The sequence below is a fragment of the Desulfobacula sp. genome (genome assembly GCF_030145145.1).
In the GTDB taxonomy this organism is placed as follows: domain Bacteria; phylum Desulfobacterota; class Desulfobacteria; order Desulfobacterales; family Desulfobacteraceae; genus Desulfobacula.
Map to the genome: position 1 here is coordinate 34,157 of NZ_JAQYWD010000034.1, position 17,934 is coordinate 52,090.

The following is a 17,934-nucleotide window of genomic DNA, read 5'->3' on the forward strand; positions in this document are numbered from 1 at the left end:
TCAGGCCAGGGTCAGGCTTGCTTTATTGCGCTTTTAGCCTCTTCAAGAACCGATTTTTGATAAAAAGCATGGAGCCTGATAAAAGATTCAGCCTCCAATAACACAAGCCTGATCCGTTCAAGAAAATGCCAAAATTAGAATTGCTGCAAGCTCACCGGCGATTCTCACTGATGAGAAAAAGAAATTTTGATAAGTACTTTTGTTTATGTGAAGAATTCTTTATACTTTGAATATCCTTTATGCACTCAACTTTCAAAGTTGGTCATTTTTACATGGGGTCAGGCTTTTTTTATTGGAGCCTGATAAAAGATTCAGCTGCCAATAAAAAAAGCCTGACCCCGTCCATTAACGTTAACGTCCGAAAGTTGAGTTATGAACAATCGGATAAGGAGAAAACGTATGGAGCAGGCCAGAATTCTGGTGGTAGATGATGAGCTGGTGATCCGCGAATCTCTGGCCGGCTGGCTAAAGAGAGACGGGCATCAGGTCAGCACGGTGGAAAGCGGGGAGGGCGCCCTTGCCATATTAAAACAGCAAAGTTTTGATATCCTGCTGTTGGATATTCAACTGGAAGGGATCAGTGGGCTGGATGTTCTCAGCCGTGTTAAAGAAGAGTATGATGATATCGATGTGATCATGATAACGGCATTCGGATCAATCCCTTCCGCAGTTCAGGCCATGAAATCCCATGCATTTGATTATATATTAAAACCCTTTGATCCGGATGAGCTGGGCGTGCTGATCGAAAAACTGATAGACCACCGGGCCCAGAAGAAAGAAAATGTTTTTTTAAAAGAAGAATATGAAAACCGAACCCGGTTTGAGAGCATGATCGGCCAGTCAAAACCCATGCAGGAGATTTTCAGCCTCATCCAGGACATCCGGGAGGTGACCTCCTCGGTTTTGATCACCGGTGAAACCGGTTCCGGAAAAGGTCTGGCTGCCAAGGCCATTCACTCCAACAGCCGGGCCAGGAATGGCCCTTTTGTCAGTGTGAATTGCGGCGCCATTCCCAGGCATATCATGGAAAGTGAATTGTTCGGCCATCGGAAGGGTGCTTTTACCGATGCCAGGGAAACCCGGAAGGGTCGCCTGGAAATGGCAGGCGGGGGTACCCTTTTTCTGGATGAAATCGGTGAGATCAGCATGCGGATGCAGATCGATCTGCTCCAGGTGTTGGAGGATAAGATTTTTTACAGAGTTGGGGGAACCCAGCCCATTACTGCTGATTTCAGGGTGATTGCCGCCACCAATGCTGACCTTGAACAGGCCATACGCAACCGGACCTTTCGGGAGGACCTGTTTTACCGCCTTAATGTGATCTCCTTTACCATGCCGACCCTTCGGGAACGGAAAGAAGATATCCCGCTTCTGGCGCAACATTTTCTGACCCAGTTTACCCAGGAGGTAAACCGGGGGGTGGAACGGATCAGCCGGGATGCCATGGACGAGCTGATGCTGTATGAATGGCCGGGAAATGTCCGGGAATTGTCCAATGCCATTGAACGGGCGGTGGTGGTATGCAAGACCGGCACCATAACCCCCCATGACCTTCCCATTGGCGCCTCCCTGGAAGAGGAGCTGAAAACCCGGTATTTTTCCTTGAATGACGTGGAAAAACAGCATATCCGAAAAATTCTGGAACAGACCGGCTGGAATATTTCCAAAAGTTCTGCCGTCCTTGGGATTGACCGATCAACCCTTTACAATAAGATCAAACGGTACGAATTGAAACCGGATTGAACTGCGTGATTTCCAACTTAAGGCATATGCATCCATCAGGGAGCATTCTGATCTCACCGGTGGGGGATATCCCCTCTTGGATCACCGCCATCATTGCCGACAGGATCAAGGCGATTTTTGGATTCAGAACCCGGGTTTCGCCGTTGCTGGACAACCTTTCTTTTGCGTATGATCAGAAACGCAACCAGTATTATTCCACCGTTATTTTAGAGGCACTGGCGGCCAGGGCACCCAAAGGCTGCATAAAACTTTTGGCAGTGACACGGGAGGATCTGTTTATTCCCATTTTGACCCATGTCTATGGGGAAGCCCAACTGGGGGGAATTGCCAGTATTATTTCCATTGCCCGGCTCATGGCATATCCGGATGTCGGCTCCCGGGAAAAAAGCCGCGGCCGAATCATCAAGGAAGCCGCGCATGAACTGGGGCATGCCTTTGACCTTCGGCATTGTGAAGATGACCACTGTATCATGCACTATTGTCGCAAGCTGGCGGATGTGGACCTGAAATCAGATCAATTCTGCCGGTATTGTACGATTCTTTTGGCCGACTATATCAAGACCCTTGGGGGATAAATTTTTTTACCAGGGCTTTCCAGGAAATTCCGGGAAGGTTGCCGAAAAGATCAGACACAAGGGTGCCGCCGTCAGCTGCCTTGACCTGGGTTTTTTCCTCAAGAAACGTGTACAGTCGGTGGACCTGCTGTTCCATAAATCCCCTGGAGGACTCCATGAACATCAATTGTTTAAGATCCTGTTTCAGGCCGGGACAATAAAGGATAAACATCCAGCCGTCCGTATAAGGGGACTGGTTGATTCGGCCGGGTGTTTTTCTGACCCGGGCATTCACCGCTGTGATGATTCCACTGACAGGGGATAGAAAACAAACGTCATGCCCCTGCCGGGACAGGGTGACGGCCGGCATGCCCTGTGTCAGCTTTTTCCCCATCAACGGGGCGGTAAATGTGTCAAATTCGCCCAATAACCTGCAGGCAAAATCATCAATCCCAACGCGTACCATGCCCTGGTCTTCAATTTTGATCCAGGTGTGCCCCGGGTGAAGATAGTAGCCCATGGGCAGTGAAATGCCGTTGATATCCTCAAAGTTCACTGGTTTTAAAACGGTATGGACCTTGAACTGATCCTGAAAATACTGGTCAAATTCACAATCAGCGCATTGATAGGATTTCGGGCAGTTTTTAAATCCAATATGACCTTTCATGTGATGGATACAGGGCCGCTGGGCAGGGGGCAGTTTCCGGAGCCGCTCTTCCCAGAAAACAAAGCCCCTTTGTTTTCCTTCCACGGCGTTGCCTTGGTTTTTAAGGGTTTCATTGGCCCGGCAGACCTTGGTCAACGCCCTGTCAAACCGGCAGTCCATGCATAAAAAGTCTTTATAGCAGTGTTTTTTTTTGACCACCCCTGCCTGCATCCAGAGGCAGGCAGGTAAGGTCAATTGTTTTAATACAATATCCATGGGTGTCATTCCTTTGTTCAAATGGTCATCAGGTCTTAAGAAAAGTTTGGGTCAGGTTTTTCCATCCCAGGGTGGGAAGATTGCCGTAGACATCACGGGTCAGAAATCCACCATCCGCACTCAGGGGACCGGTGACATCCTCTATCATTTCTTCAAGGGTGGTCACCTCCCGGCTTAGCCAGGCCTCACTCTTTTCATCTGCCATCAGGTGTTTGACTGCCCCTTTGATATCGGAATTATGAACCGTAAACAGCCACCCGTCCTGATAAGGCCGTTTTCCGGGAAGATCCGGAGCGGTTTTCACGGAAGGATTCACCCGGGTAATCACCCCGTTGACCGGGGACAGGATATCGGCAAGGTTCTGGTTGCGCTGGATGCCCCAGCCGGCTTTGCCCTGGTTCAGCTCCTGGCCGATCAACGGTAGATCAAACCCATCCGGTCCCCCCAATACCTTGAAGGCAAAATCATCCATACCCACCCGCATGATGCCGCCGCTGTCAACGCAGGTCCAGGTATGGCCGGAATGAAAATAATACCCATGGGCAAGCTTGAATCCTTTTACATCCCCCATCTCCAACCGGGTATGGCCTGAGCCGGGGGACAGGCAATCCTCAAACAATTGATCAAACTCACACCTGTCACAATTATAATTCATGGGACAAGCCCGGTGATCCGTTCTGCCGGTCAGGGTATGGCGACAGGTCCTGTCCCTGCTGTCCCTCTGCCGCATGGCATCCTGCCAGGACAGATGTTTTCCCGCACTTGCAAGTTTTCCCATTGTTGCATCATATTTGCAGGAGGTGCAGTCATGATAATGGTTACAGGTCTTTTTGGAAACCACGCCTGCCTGCATCCAGATACAGGGATGCGGGCATTTATCTTTTCCAGATGGCCACAAGGTTGGGGTTTTTGAATAAGGGGTTTCTTTTGATTGGGTTTTCAGGGTCTCAGTCATCTGGGGCCTCCTTTTTAATTCGGGTTTGTTTTCTTCTTGGTCTTTCCATGAATCTTAAGGACATATATAGCAAAAAGGAGGCCATCCGTTGTTTTGACAAGCATAATAATTGAACCGTCCTTTTTTCCCGGGCTGCTTCAGGGAGGATCGGACTTTTTTGAAAAACTCGAGAATTTCAGAAGATGGGGTTTTTTGCAACAACAGGGGGTGTCCTGAACCGGCAATGATACTGGAATCCTTTGCCAGGCACTGGGATAAGGGACCTGTTGGATTTTGCCCCAGGCGTGTCGATATTTCCCCCAGTCCCCCCCACTGGTTTCCAAAAAGGGGTGTTTTCCCGGTGTCAGGAATCTGAAAGGAATTAGATCTTGCCCCCATACACGGTTCTATGGTAAAAATTAAAATCATTCCACGCTTTTTCACCCGTTTCAAAAGGAAATCATCATGACCCTTCCTCAAACTGAAATGGAAACGATCCTTAATGGTATCCGGGATTTTATTCTGATCATATCCCCTGATCGGGAAATTCTGGAAGTCAATGATGCCTTTTTAAAGCACATGAATTATGCCCGGGAGGATGTCCTAGGCCGGAAATGCCATGAAGTCTTCAAAGAAGCCACTCGGAAAAGCAGCAATTGTCATGAAAAATGCCCCCTGGAAGCAGTGATCCGTGAAAAGCGGCACTGCCAGACAGAATTGATCCGGCTGGGAAATGACGGCAACCCCAGGTACACGGAATTGACGATTTTCCCGGTCTGGGAGAAGAAGGGGAAAATTTCCAAATTCATTGAAATCAGCCGGGATATTACCCAGCGCAAAATTGATGAAAAGCAGAATCAGGATTATCTGATCAAAATGGTGGAGGACCGCACAAGACAGCTGAAAGAGACCCATGAACGGCTGCTTCACCAGGATAAAATGGCCTCCCTGGGAAAGCTGTCTTCCTGTGTGGTGCACGAGATCAATAACCCGGTGGCCGGGATTTTGAACCTGGTGATGCTGTCCAAACGCATTCTCAAGGAAGATGAGATTAAACAGGACGAGCTGGATCTGTTTGATCAATACCTGGGGCTAATGGAAACAGAAATTCGGCGGATCGGTCGGATTGTCAGTAATCTTCTGGTCTTTGCCCGGCAGTCCAAATTTAAGGTGGTCAAGTTTGATGTGAATGAGTTGATTGAACAGACATTGATCCTGAATTCAAATTTGTTAAAAATAAATAAAATACGGGTCATAGAAGAGCTTGAACATAACCTGCCGTTAATCAGTGCCTCTGAAGATCAACTCAAGCAGGTGATCATGAATCTGATTTCCAATGCAGTGGAAAGCATGTCAACGGCTTCAACGAAACGGTTGACCATCAAAACCTTTGGTAAACCTGAAAAAAAAGCCGTGGGAATTCAGGTGGCAGATACCGGCGCCGGCATCTGCCAGGAAACGATTTCAAAGATATTTGAACCGTTTTTTACCACCAAGAAGAACGGCAAAGGGGTTGGACTTGGCCTGTCCGTGGTATATGGGATTATCAAGGAACATGGCGGCCAGTTGTATGTGGATTCAACACCGGGAAAAGGGACCCGGTTTTCCATCACCCTTTTCCAGGACTTTGATGGTAACAGAAAAGCGTCAGCATCATCTCCGCCCGGATCAGCCGGCTGAATGATAAAGGAGCCTGTTCTTTTAATTTATTTTATTAAGAATTTTTTCAACTACTTTTTCTGCGGTATCACCAAACAGGGTTTCAACTTCCACCAGGTTAAGATATTTGTCATCCCATTGAAAATTATCACTTTCAAGAATCCAGTCTTTGAGACGGTTGTATTTGCCGCCCAGGGCTTTTATTTTTTTCAAAAGCGGTACGTCGCTGGAGGGTTTAAAACAGATATTTAAAGACAGGATGTATTCAATGATGTTGGGGGTGGCAGGATTTGAAGAAATAACCGGAATGACCAGGATGTTTTTATTGTCTTTTCTGCCCTTCCCAATGTACACATTTCCCTCCCTGACAATGATATTTTTTGTTCCTTTAAGTCTGGGGTCTGTTTCTACTCTTGAGTGTTCATCTTTTAATAAACCGGTTTTATTCTTTATTTTTATTTTGGTCTCCTGGGTCACTTCTCCTAAAAGGCTTAATCCTGAGATCTGGTAGAGAAGGGCGCCATTGATGCCGGCAATGACCTCCTGGAGATTTTTAATCACCAGGACATTTTTGTTGGTGATCTGGGCAATGTGAATATCATTGGCCACCAGTTCACTAAAGACAAGGCCTTCAAATTTTTCACTGATTCTGCTGGTGCCGACGGTGACTGTTTTGGCCTGGTGCTTGATGGCATCCACCGGCCTTGCCAAGGTGTTAATGGCATGGCCAATGGTATCGAAAAAGGTCTGTAACATGTTGGAAGGGGTTCCCTTTGTTTCAAAATCAATTTCAAAATCTGAAACCGGTAATCTGCCGGACAAATATTTTAACAGCAGTGTGAGGTTGGCCACCGTATCCAGCCCCATGGCAGCCGGAAATTCACCTTGCCGCCGTTTTTTTGAAAATTTGTTATAGAAGAGGGCAATGGTTTCCCTGAATTTTTTTTCCAGGAGAACTTCATATACATCATGTCCCATGGAGGTATATTCGTCTAAAAGCTCCTGTATTTCAGCCTTTCCTTTGTACATGAATCTGGACCCCTCATTGATGGCAAGGGCCGCGTAATACCCCCATATGTGTCCGACAAGGGTGTTCAGGACAGGGGCAAAGTGTTCTTTTGTCGCAGGAATTTTAAATACATCCCGGGCATAAATGTCAAACCGGTCTTCTCCAATGGTGGTGATGACCACTGGTGTGGCCTTGTGCGCATGGAAAATAGCGGTATCCTTGATGATATCGCCCAACACACTTTCCCGTGTGCTGGCAGCACAAATGATGATTAAGGGTTCACTGGACAGGTCAATATGTTTTTTATCTTCAATAAAGTCCGATGAAATGGTTTTATAGCAAAGTTCACTGAGTTTGATCCGGATTTCATCTGCTGATGTTTTGTTTGATCCGGATCCCACAGTGGCCCAGTATTGTTTTGCGACGGCAAGCCGGAACGCTGAATCTTTGATCTGATCTTTCATTCCCAGAATGGTTCTCATCTTATCCGGCAGGCTCATGATTTCGTTGATCTGTTCGGTAATAAACTCACTGGATCTTGTTTGGGCAATGCCGGCCAAGTGGAGGCCTAAAATAGCCCCGGCAGTAATTTGTGAATAAAATGCTTTTGTGGATGCCACAGACATTTCAATGTCACGGCCGGAGCTGGTGTATAACACACCATCGGTTTTAAAGGTCAGATCAGAATCCCGCCTGTTGACGATGGCCAGTGTTTTTGCACCACAGGCTTTGACCATGTCCACTGTTCGGTTGGTATCGGTGGTGGTGCCGGACTGGCTGATGGCCACCACAAGTGTGTTGTTCATGGAGCATTCAGCACCTTCCCCTTCTACCAGACAGAATCCGGAAAGCTCTGATGATTTTAAGGCTCTGGTATCAATCCCCTTATCACCCAGGTAGACATTCAACAGATCAGAGCAGGCCTGGGCAGCTATTCCAGCTGTGCCCTGACCGATAAAATAGACTTTTTTGATCCGGTCATTTTTAAAGTCCTGTTCCAGGGATGATGGGATGACCGTCTCATCAAGACATGTGGTAAACAGGTGAGTGCCCGGGGATTGTTTGACTTTGTTTTCCAGGGTTTTTTCCACCGAGCCCGGGGATTCTGAAATTTCTTTTAAAAAATAGTGAGGGAAGTTTTGTCGGTCAATATCCCGGGATGTAATCTGGCTTGTGAGCACCTGATTTTCTTCCAGGTTGATCAAGGTATTATCATAGTAGAAGGACCGGATACCGGATACACCGCCTTCTGATCGCTGGTCAAGAATGACAATCTGGCCTTTATCCTCTCCGTTGAGCTTGATGTAATCCTGGGTTTCCTCGACAATGCCGTACAATTCTGATGCAGCAATATAATGATCCTTGGCAATCCCGACAAAAATCGCCTGGCCGCTTCCCTTCTGGGCTAAAAACAATTTTCCAGGGGCTAAATCGGCATGCATGCTGATGGCATGGGAGCCTTCAAAATCATTGACCGCCATCCTGAACGCATCTTCAATGGGGTGATGTTGTTTCAGGTAATGCTCGATTTGAAGGGGGATCAGTTTAGTGTCTGTATTAATATCGGTATGGATTTTATCATACCTGGCCTCATACTCTGTTTTTAATTCAAGATAATTGTCAATATCACCGTTTAAACAGACATGGATGATGCCTGATTTGCCGATTTCTTTAACCGTGGGGGTGTTGTCCTGGGGATGGCAGTTGGCCAGGGAAATGTCTCCCACAGATGCCCATCGGGTGTGAGCGGATACGGAATTTGCCACAAAAGGATATTGGGCGATCAACTGGAGCAAAAGATCGTTTTTAATCTGGCTGCGGATAAACGTGACATTGTCCCCCAGGGCACCGATCTCCGCTGCAAATTTATAGACAAAGGAAATGGTAACCAAATGCTCACCATTTTCCGGAAACGTATCATTTATGGTAATACTGTTATTGGCCAGGATCAGGTGGTTTGTTCTCTGTTTCAGCCGTTCCGAAAGGCCTTCCTTGATCAGATCCTCTCTGAAATTTTCAAACCCCTGTTTGGGAAAGGTGAGAATGACGGATATTCCGGCAGAATCCCTTCCCCGGACTTCAAGCCGGTCAATACTGTTTAACACGGCATTTATCCGTTTAAAGACCGTTAATGCCCCCGTGTTTGCTGAAGCTGCCAGACCCGTGGAAAGATTGCCAATGGCAGCGATGTTATCTATAATTTCCTTTTTAAGGCACCAGTGAATATCCCGAAGTTTTTCAAGGCGCAGAGAAATCGTATCAACATCTGAGGATGAAAGTGTTGAAATCTTTCGTTTAAACAAACCGGTTTGATCTTCAATCAATTGTTCCATGTTCGTTATAATTGAAGCGAGCCGTTCTTTTTTTTCTTTGTTGAAATAAAGATCTAAAAAAATATTTTCCTGCTTGAATTCCTGGCAGCGTTCAAATAACCGGTTTAAAAAATCATCACCGCAAAGAAAGTCGTTGCAGATGGTGTCAGCAGGGGAGGACAGGCAGTTGTCTTTTAAAGAAAGGGCCATTTCGTTTATTTCGTGTAAATGAAACGCCTGGGGAATGCTGTTTCCCTTAAAGGCAACAAAGGCAGAAATACCGCAGGACAAGGTATTGGGTTGATCCGGAAAAAAGATGAGGGTATTTTCCCGGGCAGTGGTTATGGGTTTCCCAAATTCAATGGTCAGTGACATTAGTTGTTTAATCCGGTTCAAAAAAGCGGTTCCATACATCATCATTTCTTCCCCTCTCATCTAAACGGTTTTGCCCATCACAATTGTGCGGTGACAGCGGTTTTTTTAAAATATTTTTTTAAAATATTTTTTGCATAAGTCCCGGCTCTTGTCCCAATATATTTCCGATGGCCGACAACAACGGACAGGGCTATTTTTTTAGGTCCTTTTTTTTCAGCTCCGAAACCGGTGAACCAGTCGTATTTAACCGTGTGCGCCCTGTTGTAAAGGGACCCGGTCTTCCCGCCAATCAATAGTTTTGAAAGAACGGCATCTTTGGAAAACCCTCTGAAAGATTTTCTGGCAGTCCCTTTTGAGATGGTTTTTTCCATCAACTGCATCATGGTGGCAGCCGTTTCCGGACGTATGGCGTTTTTATAGGCGGTTTCTTTGTTCGCGTAGATGACCGCGCCACTGGCATCTGTTACATGCTCAACAATACTGGGCAGCATGATATTGCCGGCATTGATAATGGCCGAGGTGAGCATGGCACCAAATACCGGGGAGATTGTGGTCTCATGATTAAATCCGCATCCAAGTTCAGCCAGGTGGTAGTCTTTGCTGTTGGTTTTAAATGCACCTGAAACAAAGGTAATTTCCGAGTTGACGACCTGGTTGAACCCAAAAGCGTCTGCATAAGACTCCAGTTTTTCTTTTCCCAGGCTATTTTTCCCGATTTTCCCGAATATCGGGTTTACGGATTGTGCAAACGCACTGGAAAAAGAAATTTTATACGAGTATTTGTTTTTTTTCCCCTTGAGCTGGCGTTTGTATAATGTGTATTTATTCCCATTAAAGAACAATGGCGTTTGAGGCGTATAGCCTAATGTTTCAATTGCTGCGGAGGCGGTTATGATCTTGAAGATGCTGGCTGCGGGATAGTTGGATTCAATACAGGGGTTGGCATCGGGATTTTCAAGATCAAACCCTGTCATGGCAATGATTTTACCGGTATTTGCTTCCATGACCACAAAGGCGATCCGTTGGGGTTTTCCCCGGGTCAGGGTTTTGAGCCGGTCCAACACCGACAATAAATATTCCTGAAGATCAACATCGATACTGGTGGTAATTTTATAACGGGTTTCCGGGGCATCCACAAACAAGGTGTTTTTATCCGTTTGGATAAAATTCGTCGTGCCGATCATATGGCTTAATTGATTTTTTGACAAACGGGTTTGTGGTTCAGGTGTTTCCGGAATGCTGGCAGTCAACTCATTTTTGATCGGACCATCGCTCCCGTAAAAACAGATGCCCGCAATCAAAAGCAGGAGGATCGCCAAACCGACCAGTATTTTTGCCGTTTTAGAAACCCATCGGGATTTTCTTTTGTTGATCAGATATCCAGATTGAAAATTCCGCCAGGCGGGTTCTTTTTTATCGATATACAACGGAACCCCTAACACGGATCGTGTCTTTGACCATATCCATTACCGGCAATGGCGCAAAGGTCATAAAAGCCATCATTTTACAGGATTTCCCGGTGAAAGTTCTTTGTCAAAACCAGAAAGTACCAGCTTTTTTTTATGGGTTGCGGCAAGGATCATGCCTTGAGAAATCTCTCCCATAAGCGTTGCTTCTTTTAAGTTGGCAACCACGATGACCTGTTTGCCGATGATGTCTTCCGGGGCATAATCCTTTGCAATACCCGCAATGACCTGCCTTACCTCAGCACCCAGATCCACCGTAAGTTTTAAGAGCTTTTTGGATTTTTCGATTCGTTCCGCTGTCATGACGATCCCGGCCCTTAAATCAATTTTTGCAAAATCATCAATGGTGATCTGCTTTTTTAATGCCGGTTTAAACGCTTTGGTGATGATGGCAGGGGCCTGGGGTCTGGTTTTATCTGTATCAATCCTGGGAAATAAACTGTCTGGGGTTGCAATGCAGGTTCCTTTCCGGGTCTGCCCCCAGGGAATGGTTTCCGCCAACGTGTAAAACCCATTATCCTTTTTTGCCATGCAAAGGGTTTTCTGCATTTTATAGGATGTCGCCGGCATAATGGGATAAATCAGGCAGGAAACGACCCGCAACCCCTCGATCAAGTTATAGAGAACGGTTTCAAGGATCGGCGTAAGGTCGTCATTCTTGGCTAAACTCCAGGGCTCATTTGTATCAATATATTTATTCATGATACTGATAAATTGCCAGATGGCCCCGACACCTTTATGAAATTCACACACCGACATGGCCTGTTGAAATTTGTCAATGGCAGTCTTTGCATCAGATGCCAGAGACAGGGATTTTTCTTGTTGAATGTGTGTGTCCGGTTCTCTTGCTTCACCCTTGAAATATCGCTGGTTCATGGAAAGGATTCTTGAAAAAACATTTCCAAGATCATTGGCAAGGTCTGAATTGATTCTGGACACAAGGGTTTCTTCTGTAAAATTGGCATCCAGGCCAAACACCATTTCCCTCATGAGAAAGTATCTGAACGGATCCACTCCGTATGCCGCGGTTACCTGCAGGGGGTCTGTGACATTACCGATACTTTTTGACATTTTGCTGCCTTTGACATTCCAGAACCCGTGGACATTTAAGCCCTTATAAATCGGTATACCGGCAGCTTTCAGCATGATGGGCCAGTAAATACCATGGGGTTTGATAATGTCTTTTGCCACAAAATGGCGGGTTGTGGGCCAGAATTTTTTGAACAGTTCCCCATCCGGGTATCCCAACGCTGAAATATAATTTACAAGGGCATCAAACCAGACATAGGTGACATACGCTTCGTCAAAGGGCAGGGTGATACCCCATGTCAGTCGGGATTTCGGCCGGGAAATGCAGAGGTCTTCCAAGGGCTCTTTTAAAAAAGAAAGGATTTCAGTCCTGTATTGCGCCGGTTGGATAAAATCCGGGTTGGTTTTAATATGGTTGATCAGCCACGCCTGGTATTTGCTCATTTTGAAAAAGTAATTGGATTCTTTGATCACCTCGGGAGCTACCCCATGGTCCGGGCATTTGCCATCAACCAGCTCTCTTTCCTGGTAAAAGCGTTCGCATCCAAAACAATATAGCCCCTCATAGCTTGAAAAATAAATATCCCCGGACGCATGGATTTTTGAGAGAACCTGTTTGACCACCTGAATATGCCCGGGATCGGTTGTGCGGATAAACCGGTCGTTATTGACGTTCAATACCGGTAGCAGATCCTGAAACAGACGGCTGATCTTGTCTGCATATTCTTTGGGGGTTGTTCCCTGGGTTTGGGCAGCCTGAACAATCTTATCTCCGTGTTCATCTGTTCCGGTTAGAAAAAATGTTTCATGGCCATCCATCTGTTTGAATCGGGTTGAAACATCAGCAGAGATGGAGGTATAGGCATGCCCCAGATGGGGTTTGGCATTGACATAATAGATGGGGGTTGTAAAATATTGTTTTTGGGTGTTCATCGTCTGGGGGATCCTGTTATTGATTCGTTCAGTTGCTGGATGGTTTTTTCGATTTCCGTATGATCCTCTAACCGAACGGTGATGCTTTCTTTTAACACATTCTGGCGGACCACTTTTCCTTTGCCCTCTTCTAAGGTGATGGATTTTCCCAGTTTGGGCATCTGGCGTTTAAGGCTCTTATAGGTTTCATTTTCAAAGGTCAGACAGCACATTAACCGGCCGCAAACCCCTGAAATTTTAGTGGGATTCAAAGACAGTCCCTGCTCTTTTGCCATCTTTATGGAAACCGGCTCAAACGTGTGCATAAAAGAGGAACAGCAAAGCTCTCTTCCGCATTTGCCAACCCCCCCACAATGTTTAGACAGATTGCGAATTCCCACCTGGCGCATTTCAATTCGAATACTGAATTCTTTTACCAGCAGCTTGATTAATTCTCTGAAATCAATTCTGCCATCGGCTGTGTAGAAAAAAGTCAACTTGTTTCGATCAAAGGTGCTCTCAACACTGAACAGGTTCATTAACAGACCGATATCAGTGATACATTGAATACAAAAAGTGAACGCTTTTTTTTCAAGCGTTTGTATTTCCTCTCTTCTAAGAAAGTCTTCTTTGGTGGCAATACGGACAATCTGTTTTAATTTTTTTTCAACAGTTTCAACTTCAACGGGTGGTATGGCAATTTTACCAAACCCTAAACCCTGTTCAGTTTCTACAATTACAGCGGTGCCTTGTTTCAGTACAAAAGCACCACTGTTAAAATCATATATTTTTCCTGCTGTTTTAAATTTAACACCAGCAACTTTAACCATAAACACCCGTTCCTTTGTTCGTAACAATTTTAAGGAAAAATCTATCCAATGTTAATCTGAGCGTACTGTTTGCGGTTACCCTTTTTTCTGTTTCATAAAGCATTTTTATCCATTCTAAAAAGTTATGGGAGGGTACCCGCTGATTAATATCGGCAAAAGTATCAAAAAAATCAAGGTTAACTATTTTTTTGGGATCAAATTTAAAAATCATCAGATCCCGGAAAAAAGTGGTTAGAATGGCCATTGTGTAAGGCATAAGATCGGGGTCACGGCTTAACCGTTGTGACAGCATCAACCCGTTTGATATGCCCCTGGCCGGTTTTGTTCTGATCATACTTGCCAGGGTATCCAGTAACCATAATCGCCGTTTGATCCAGTCGACCTCTCGTTGTTCTGTATCCTGGTTTACATACATCATGGCCCTTTTCAGATCAGCATCGGCTGTTCTTGATGCAATATGGGCAAGGGGGTTGTCAACGTTGAAATGCTGGATCAGATGTTGCTCAATGACCGTGTCCGTCAGGGGCTTGAATCTGATCTTACGACATCTTGAAGCAATGGTTGGCAAAAGAAAAGATACCTTGTGGGCAACAAGGATGAAAAAGGTCCGTTCCGGCGGCTCTTCAAGCATTTTCAGCAGTGCATTCTGGGCCTGACGGTTCATCAGGTCTGCCGTTAAAATTAATACCATCCTGAACCTGGCCTCATTGGGCCTGGAAGAAAGGGTTACCCCCATTTCACGAATCTGGGATATGGAAATTGATTTTTTCCCCTGTTGAAGGGTCAGACACAGGATATCGGGATGGCTTTTGGCATCAATTTTGCGGCATGACGTGCAATGGTTGCAGGCAAGGTCCATCCCGCTCAAACAATTACATCCCTTTGCAAACAAATATGCGGCTTGTTTTCTTCCGGTATTCTCACTCCCGGAAAAAAGAAACGCATTGGGGATTTTTTTTGTCTGAAGGATATGGTTTAACTCCAGGAGGACGGTTGCTTGGTATTGCAGGTGATCAAAATCAGACATGGTTTGATCCATACCCATGGGTTAATAATCCACTCGCTCCTTGAGCTCTTTCCCACATTTAAAAAATGGCAACCGTTTGGGCGGTATGGTGACTTTTTGACCGGTTTTAGGATTTCTGCCGGTATAGCTTTTGTACTCTTTGATATGAAAGCTGCAAAATCCCCTTATTTCCACCCGTTCCCCTTTTGCAAAGGATTCCGCCAATGAGTCGAAAAATATTTTAATGATTTCTGAGGCCTCGGATTTTGTCAGGTTTGCCCGCTCTTTTAATGTGGAAATTAATTCAAGTTTATTCATACGTCCTCTTTCTATAATGAAGGGTACAATCTCGTTGGTTTTTACAATGGTTCTAATTAAGATTTGATAAAAAGTCAAGGGGTTATGCTAATAATTCAGGGAGTTTTTCAACATTGTCTTCTGATATATTCACTCCGGCATACTGCCCTAGAACAGTGATTTTGATAACAACGCGGCCCTTGCCTCTATAGGTGATGAACTCTCCCTTTGCCCCTGCCATGGGACCTTCTAAAATCATTACAGGGTCACCCTTTTTCATTCGAATCGTTGTTCCGGTAATCAAATCCATATTTGCGCTTGTCAGAATTTTCAGGGATTCAACCTGGGTTGAGGGTATGGATAACGGTCCGGATGTATTGCCTAAAAGTCTGACGGCCCCGATCGTTTTCAGGATATTCAGCTGGAAGGCCGGTTCAAACGTGGATTTTACAAAAATATATCCCGGGAAAAGCGGCCGTTCTATCATGAGTTTTCTATCTTTTCGTCGGCTTTTCTGTCGGGTTGTGGGTAAAAAGGCTTCGATTTTTTTTTTAACCATACTCGTGTAGACGGTTTGCTCAAAGTTGCTTCTGGTCAGAAGCGCAAACCAGTTTAATTTTTCAATCATTTTGTGCCCAACTCTCCGATGCCATGAAGATTTATTAGAAAGGTGATACTCTGTTCGTCCTGGGAGTCTGCAAAATAAAGATGAAACGTCCAGCAGGATTTTTTCAGGGATAATCCGGCCTGTGTTTCCAAGGTATTGTTGTTCTTGAGGTTTTTTTCAATCGAAGTATATGCGGTGAATTCATCTGTGAAGGTGACATTGACTTTGGCGTACAGCGATTCTGACAGACTGCCGGCATATCGATATTCCGTCCTTAACTGGTCACCCCGGTTGTCTTTGAGGGTGTTCCCGATGTTAAAAGAATTAAACTGGTTGTCATAGGGAGACCAGGAAAGATCCATATCAACACGGATAAAATCGTTTAAGGGAAGCTCTGTATCAAGGGCGATATCTGAAAACGGGTGTGATTCGTGGTCCCTTTCCTTGTTGATATCATAACTTTGATAGAGCCTGATATACGCAAAATTGCGGTAGGTGAGGACCTCTTCTCCCTCAGGGGTTAAACTGGATTTCCGGGAAGTGAAATTTTGAATCAACGACCAGGTGATCTGATTTTGTTCCTCAATCCTGTCTAAGTCATCAAAGTAAGGCAGGTCATCTTGAAAGATATCCGGGGTGAAGGCATAGTCTATTTCCGGGATGATCTCATGCTGGATTTTATCTGCAAACGCGGTATTGGGATTAAAGATCCTTGTAAGTTTTGTAGACAATAATGCACCGATATCATACATCTGTCGTGTTCTGAGACTGTCTGAATGACCATTGATATCCGTGAAATCATTGGTATGCCAGGCGGTTTGCCGGATACCAACGGACGGCTCAAAATGAACAGAATTGCCCAGTTTTATCGGTAGATATATTTTGGGGTAGATGTCGGTTCGCTGGCCGTTTACAAGCGTTGAGGTGGTGTCTTTCCTGTAAAAAGAACGATACTCGCTATCCAGCGAATAATAGAAGTTTGAAGCCCCGATTTTTTCTTTTGCAGCGTCAAACTGAATGCTGGGCAGCGTCTGCAGGGTGGTGTCGGCCGTATTCTGCCGCCGGGCAGAAACATTGTCATACCATACGGCATCGGCATTGAATGCATAAGTAGACCAGGATTTACTGATATTCAGCCGGTTTTTTCGGATCGTATCATCATATTCATCCAGGTCCCGGCCAAACTCTTTTTCATAATAGGCACTGGTTTCAGTGTACCCGGTAAATCCATCTTTAAATTCCTGAAGATAATCTTCATCACTGACCACGTCGATATCCAGCTTTGCCGTAACCCCATGGTCAAAGTTCTGGTTGTGTTTCATTCTGAACCAGAACCGGTCGGTATTGGTTCTCTGGGGGGTTTCAGAAAAACGATAATCTTTTGTTTGATCTGTTCCGTCATCAATCTTGTCATCTTCGAGCACATCCAGGAACATGGACCCCTTTGACGTGTTGTCCAGGATATATCGGTATTCAGCCCCCAGTTTTGTGCCCCGATCCGTCATGTAATCGGTATAAAATGTTGCATCAGAACTTCTTGATATGGCGATGAAAAAAGGCTGTTCAACCTCAAATCCCTTTCTGTCGGAGGAAGTGATTCGCGGGGTTAAAAGACCGGTTTGTCGTTTGGTCTGGACGGGGAATATCAGAAAAGGACTATAAAGGGTGGGGATTTTTTTGGCCCAGAGAACGGTATGCTTTGCAACGCCGTATCCTTCAACAGTCACTTTGATGTTTTCGCCGGTGATTTTCCAGTCGGGTGAGTCGCCTGGGCAGGAGGTGATGGATCCTTTATCCGCACTATAGGAAAACCGTCCTGTTTTCTTGATGTTTTCACCCTGGACATAGAAATTATTTTTTTGAAGGTAAATGGTCCCTTTGTCAATGGTGCCGATCTGTGTTGATAGATTGATTTGCATCGCATTGCAGGAAATGGAGTCTTCTCCGGATATAAACAGCACATGGCCCTGGGCTGATGCATCCTTTGTTTTGTTTGAAAATTCAACATAATCTGCTTCAAGACGTGTTTTTCCGCCGGTTATGAAAACATTGCCTTCGGCAATATACAGGTTTCGTTGATTATCAAAGGTTACGGTCCGGGCGGAGATATGCCAGGAAATCTCTTTTGGATTTTGAGACAGGGCATTTGCGGCTGCAGGTCTTTTGATTGAAATAAAGAGCATAAAAAAAACAACGGCCGCTAAAAATGACGGGTGGTTTTGCCTAAACCAACAGAGCATGTTCTTTCCAGTAAAAAATTGCACATCAATTAAAATTAT

14 protein-coding genes are annotated in these 17,934 nt (G+C 45.4%); 3 read left to right on the top strand and 11 right to left on the bottom strand.

All coding sequences use genetic code 11. The features are described from left to right. Window positions 1-399 precede the first annotated feature (399 nt). Window positions 400-1,743: a sigma-54 dependent transcriptional regulator gene (locus Q1Q15_RS18460; RefSeq protein WP_300463299.1), complete on the top strand. Its 1,344-nt coding sequence runs from the start codon at window positions 400-402 to the stop codon at window positions 1,741-1,743. A 5-nt stretch (window positions 1,744-1,748) separates the two neighbouring features. Continuing rightward, the gene (locus tag Q1Q15_RS18465; RefSeq protein WP_300463302.1) at window positions 1,749-2,318 is read left to right on the top strand and encodes a hypothetical protein; all 570 of its coding nucleotides are present in this window, start codon (window positions 1,749-1,751) and stop codon (window positions 2,316-2,318) included. Here the strand turns inward: Q1Q15_RS18465 and Q1Q15_RS18470 are convergent. From Q1Q15_RS18470 to Q1Q15_RS18480, 3 genes are read right to left on the bottom strand one after another with little or no spacing between them, the layout of a single operon-like run. Beyond that, window positions 2,299-3,219, bottom strand: a complete 921-nt coding sequence (locus tag Q1Q15_RS18470; protein ID WP_300463305.1) for a glycine cleavage system protein H — start codon at window positions 3,217-3,219, stop codon at window positions 2,299-2,301. The genes Q1Q15_RS18465 and Q1Q15_RS18470 overlap by 20 nt on opposite strands. A gap of 28 nt (window positions 3,220-3,247) precedes the next feature. Beyond that, the gene (locus Q1Q15_RS18475; RefSeq protein ID WP_300463307.1) at window positions 3,248-4,174 is read right to left on the bottom strand and encodes a glycine cleavage system protein H; all 927 of its coding nucleotides are present in this window, start codon (window positions 4,172-4,174) and stop codon (window positions 3,248-3,250) included. A gap of 54 nt (window positions 4,175-4,228) precedes the next feature. Continuing rightward, window positions 4,229-4,582 carry a hypothetical protein gene (locus Q1Q15_RS18480; protein ID WP_300463310.1) on the bottom strand — a complete coding sequence of 118 codons (354 nt, stop codon included), beginning with the start codon at window positions 4,580-4,582 and terminating at the stop codon, window positions 4,229-4,231. Between the two features lie 36 nt (window positions 4,583-4,618). On the opposite strand from Q1Q15_RS18480, the gene Q1Q15_RS18485 reads away from it, so the two are divergent. Then, window positions 4,619-5,833, top strand: coding sequence for an ATP-binding protein (locus tag Q1Q15_RS18485; RefSeq protein WP_300463312.1), 1,215 nt, complete (start codon window positions 4,619-4,621; stop codon window positions 5,831-5,833). A 21-nt stretch (window positions 5,834-5,854) separates the two neighbouring features. Here the strand turns inward: Q1Q15_RS18485 and Q1Q15_RS18490 are convergent, their stop codons facing one another. The 8 genes from Q1Q15_RS18490 to lptD form a co-directional block, all read right to left on the bottom strand. Further along, window positions 5,855-9,553 (bottom strand): SIS domain-containing protein, encoded by a 3,699-nt coding sequence (locus Q1Q15_RS18490; protein WP_300463315.1) that lies wholly within the window; start codon window positions 9,551-9,553, stop codon window positions 5,855-5,857. Between the two features lie 32 nt (window positions 9,554-9,585). Then, window positions 9,586-10,935 carry a penicillin-binding transpeptidase domain-containing protein gene (locus Q1Q15_RS18495; RefSeq protein WP_300463318.1) on the bottom strand — a complete coding sequence of 450 codons (1,350 nt, stop codon included), beginning with the start codon at window positions 10,933-10,935 and terminating at the stop codon, window positions 9,586-9,588. 72 nt (window positions 10,936-11,007) lie between these two features. Beyond that, the gene (metG, locus tag Q1Q15_RS18500) at window positions 11,008-12,936 is read right to left on the bottom strand and encodes a methionine--tRNA ligase (protein WP_300463320.1); all 1,929 of its coding nucleotides are present in this window, start codon (window positions 12,934-12,936) and stop codon (window positions 11,008-11,010) included. Then, complete coding sequence (locus Q1Q15_RS18505; RefSeq protein WP_300463323.1) at window positions 12,933-13,745, bottom strand: stage 0 sporulation family protein; 813 nt, start codon at window positions 13,743-13,745, stop codon at window positions 12,933-12,935. Before Q1Q15_RS18505 ends, metG begins: the two co-directional genes overlap by 4 nt. Further along, a complete protein-coding gene (locus Q1Q15_RS18510; RefSeq protein ID WP_300463326.1) occupies window positions 13,738-14,790 on the bottom strand; it encodes a DNA polymerase III subunit in 1,053 nt (350 codons plus the stop codon). Before Q1Q15_RS18510 ends, Q1Q15_RS18505 begins: the two co-directional genes overlap by 8 nt. 3 nt (window positions 14,791-14,793) lie before the next feature. Next, entirely contained in the window at window positions 14,794-15,069 is a 276-nt protein-coding gene (locus Q1Q15_RS18515) for an HU family DNA-binding protein (protein ID WP_300463329.1), read from the bottom strand. Between the two features lie 82 nt (window positions 15,070-15,151). Next, window positions 15,152-15,676: a UpxY family transcription antiterminator gene (locus Q1Q15_RS18520; protein WP_300463331.1), complete on the bottom strand. Its 525-nt coding sequence runs from the start codon at window positions 15,674-15,676 to the stop codon at window positions 15,152-15,154. Then, window positions 15,673-17,895 carry an LPS assembly protein LptD gene (gene lptD, locus Q1Q15_RS18525; protein WP_300463333.1) on the bottom strand — a complete coding sequence of 741 codons (2,223 nt, stop codon included), beginning with the start codon at window positions 17,893-17,895 and terminating at the stop codon, window positions 15,673-15,675. Before lptD ends, Q1Q15_RS18520 begins: the two co-directional genes overlap by 4 nt. Window positions 17,896-17,934 lie beyond the last annotated feature (39 nt).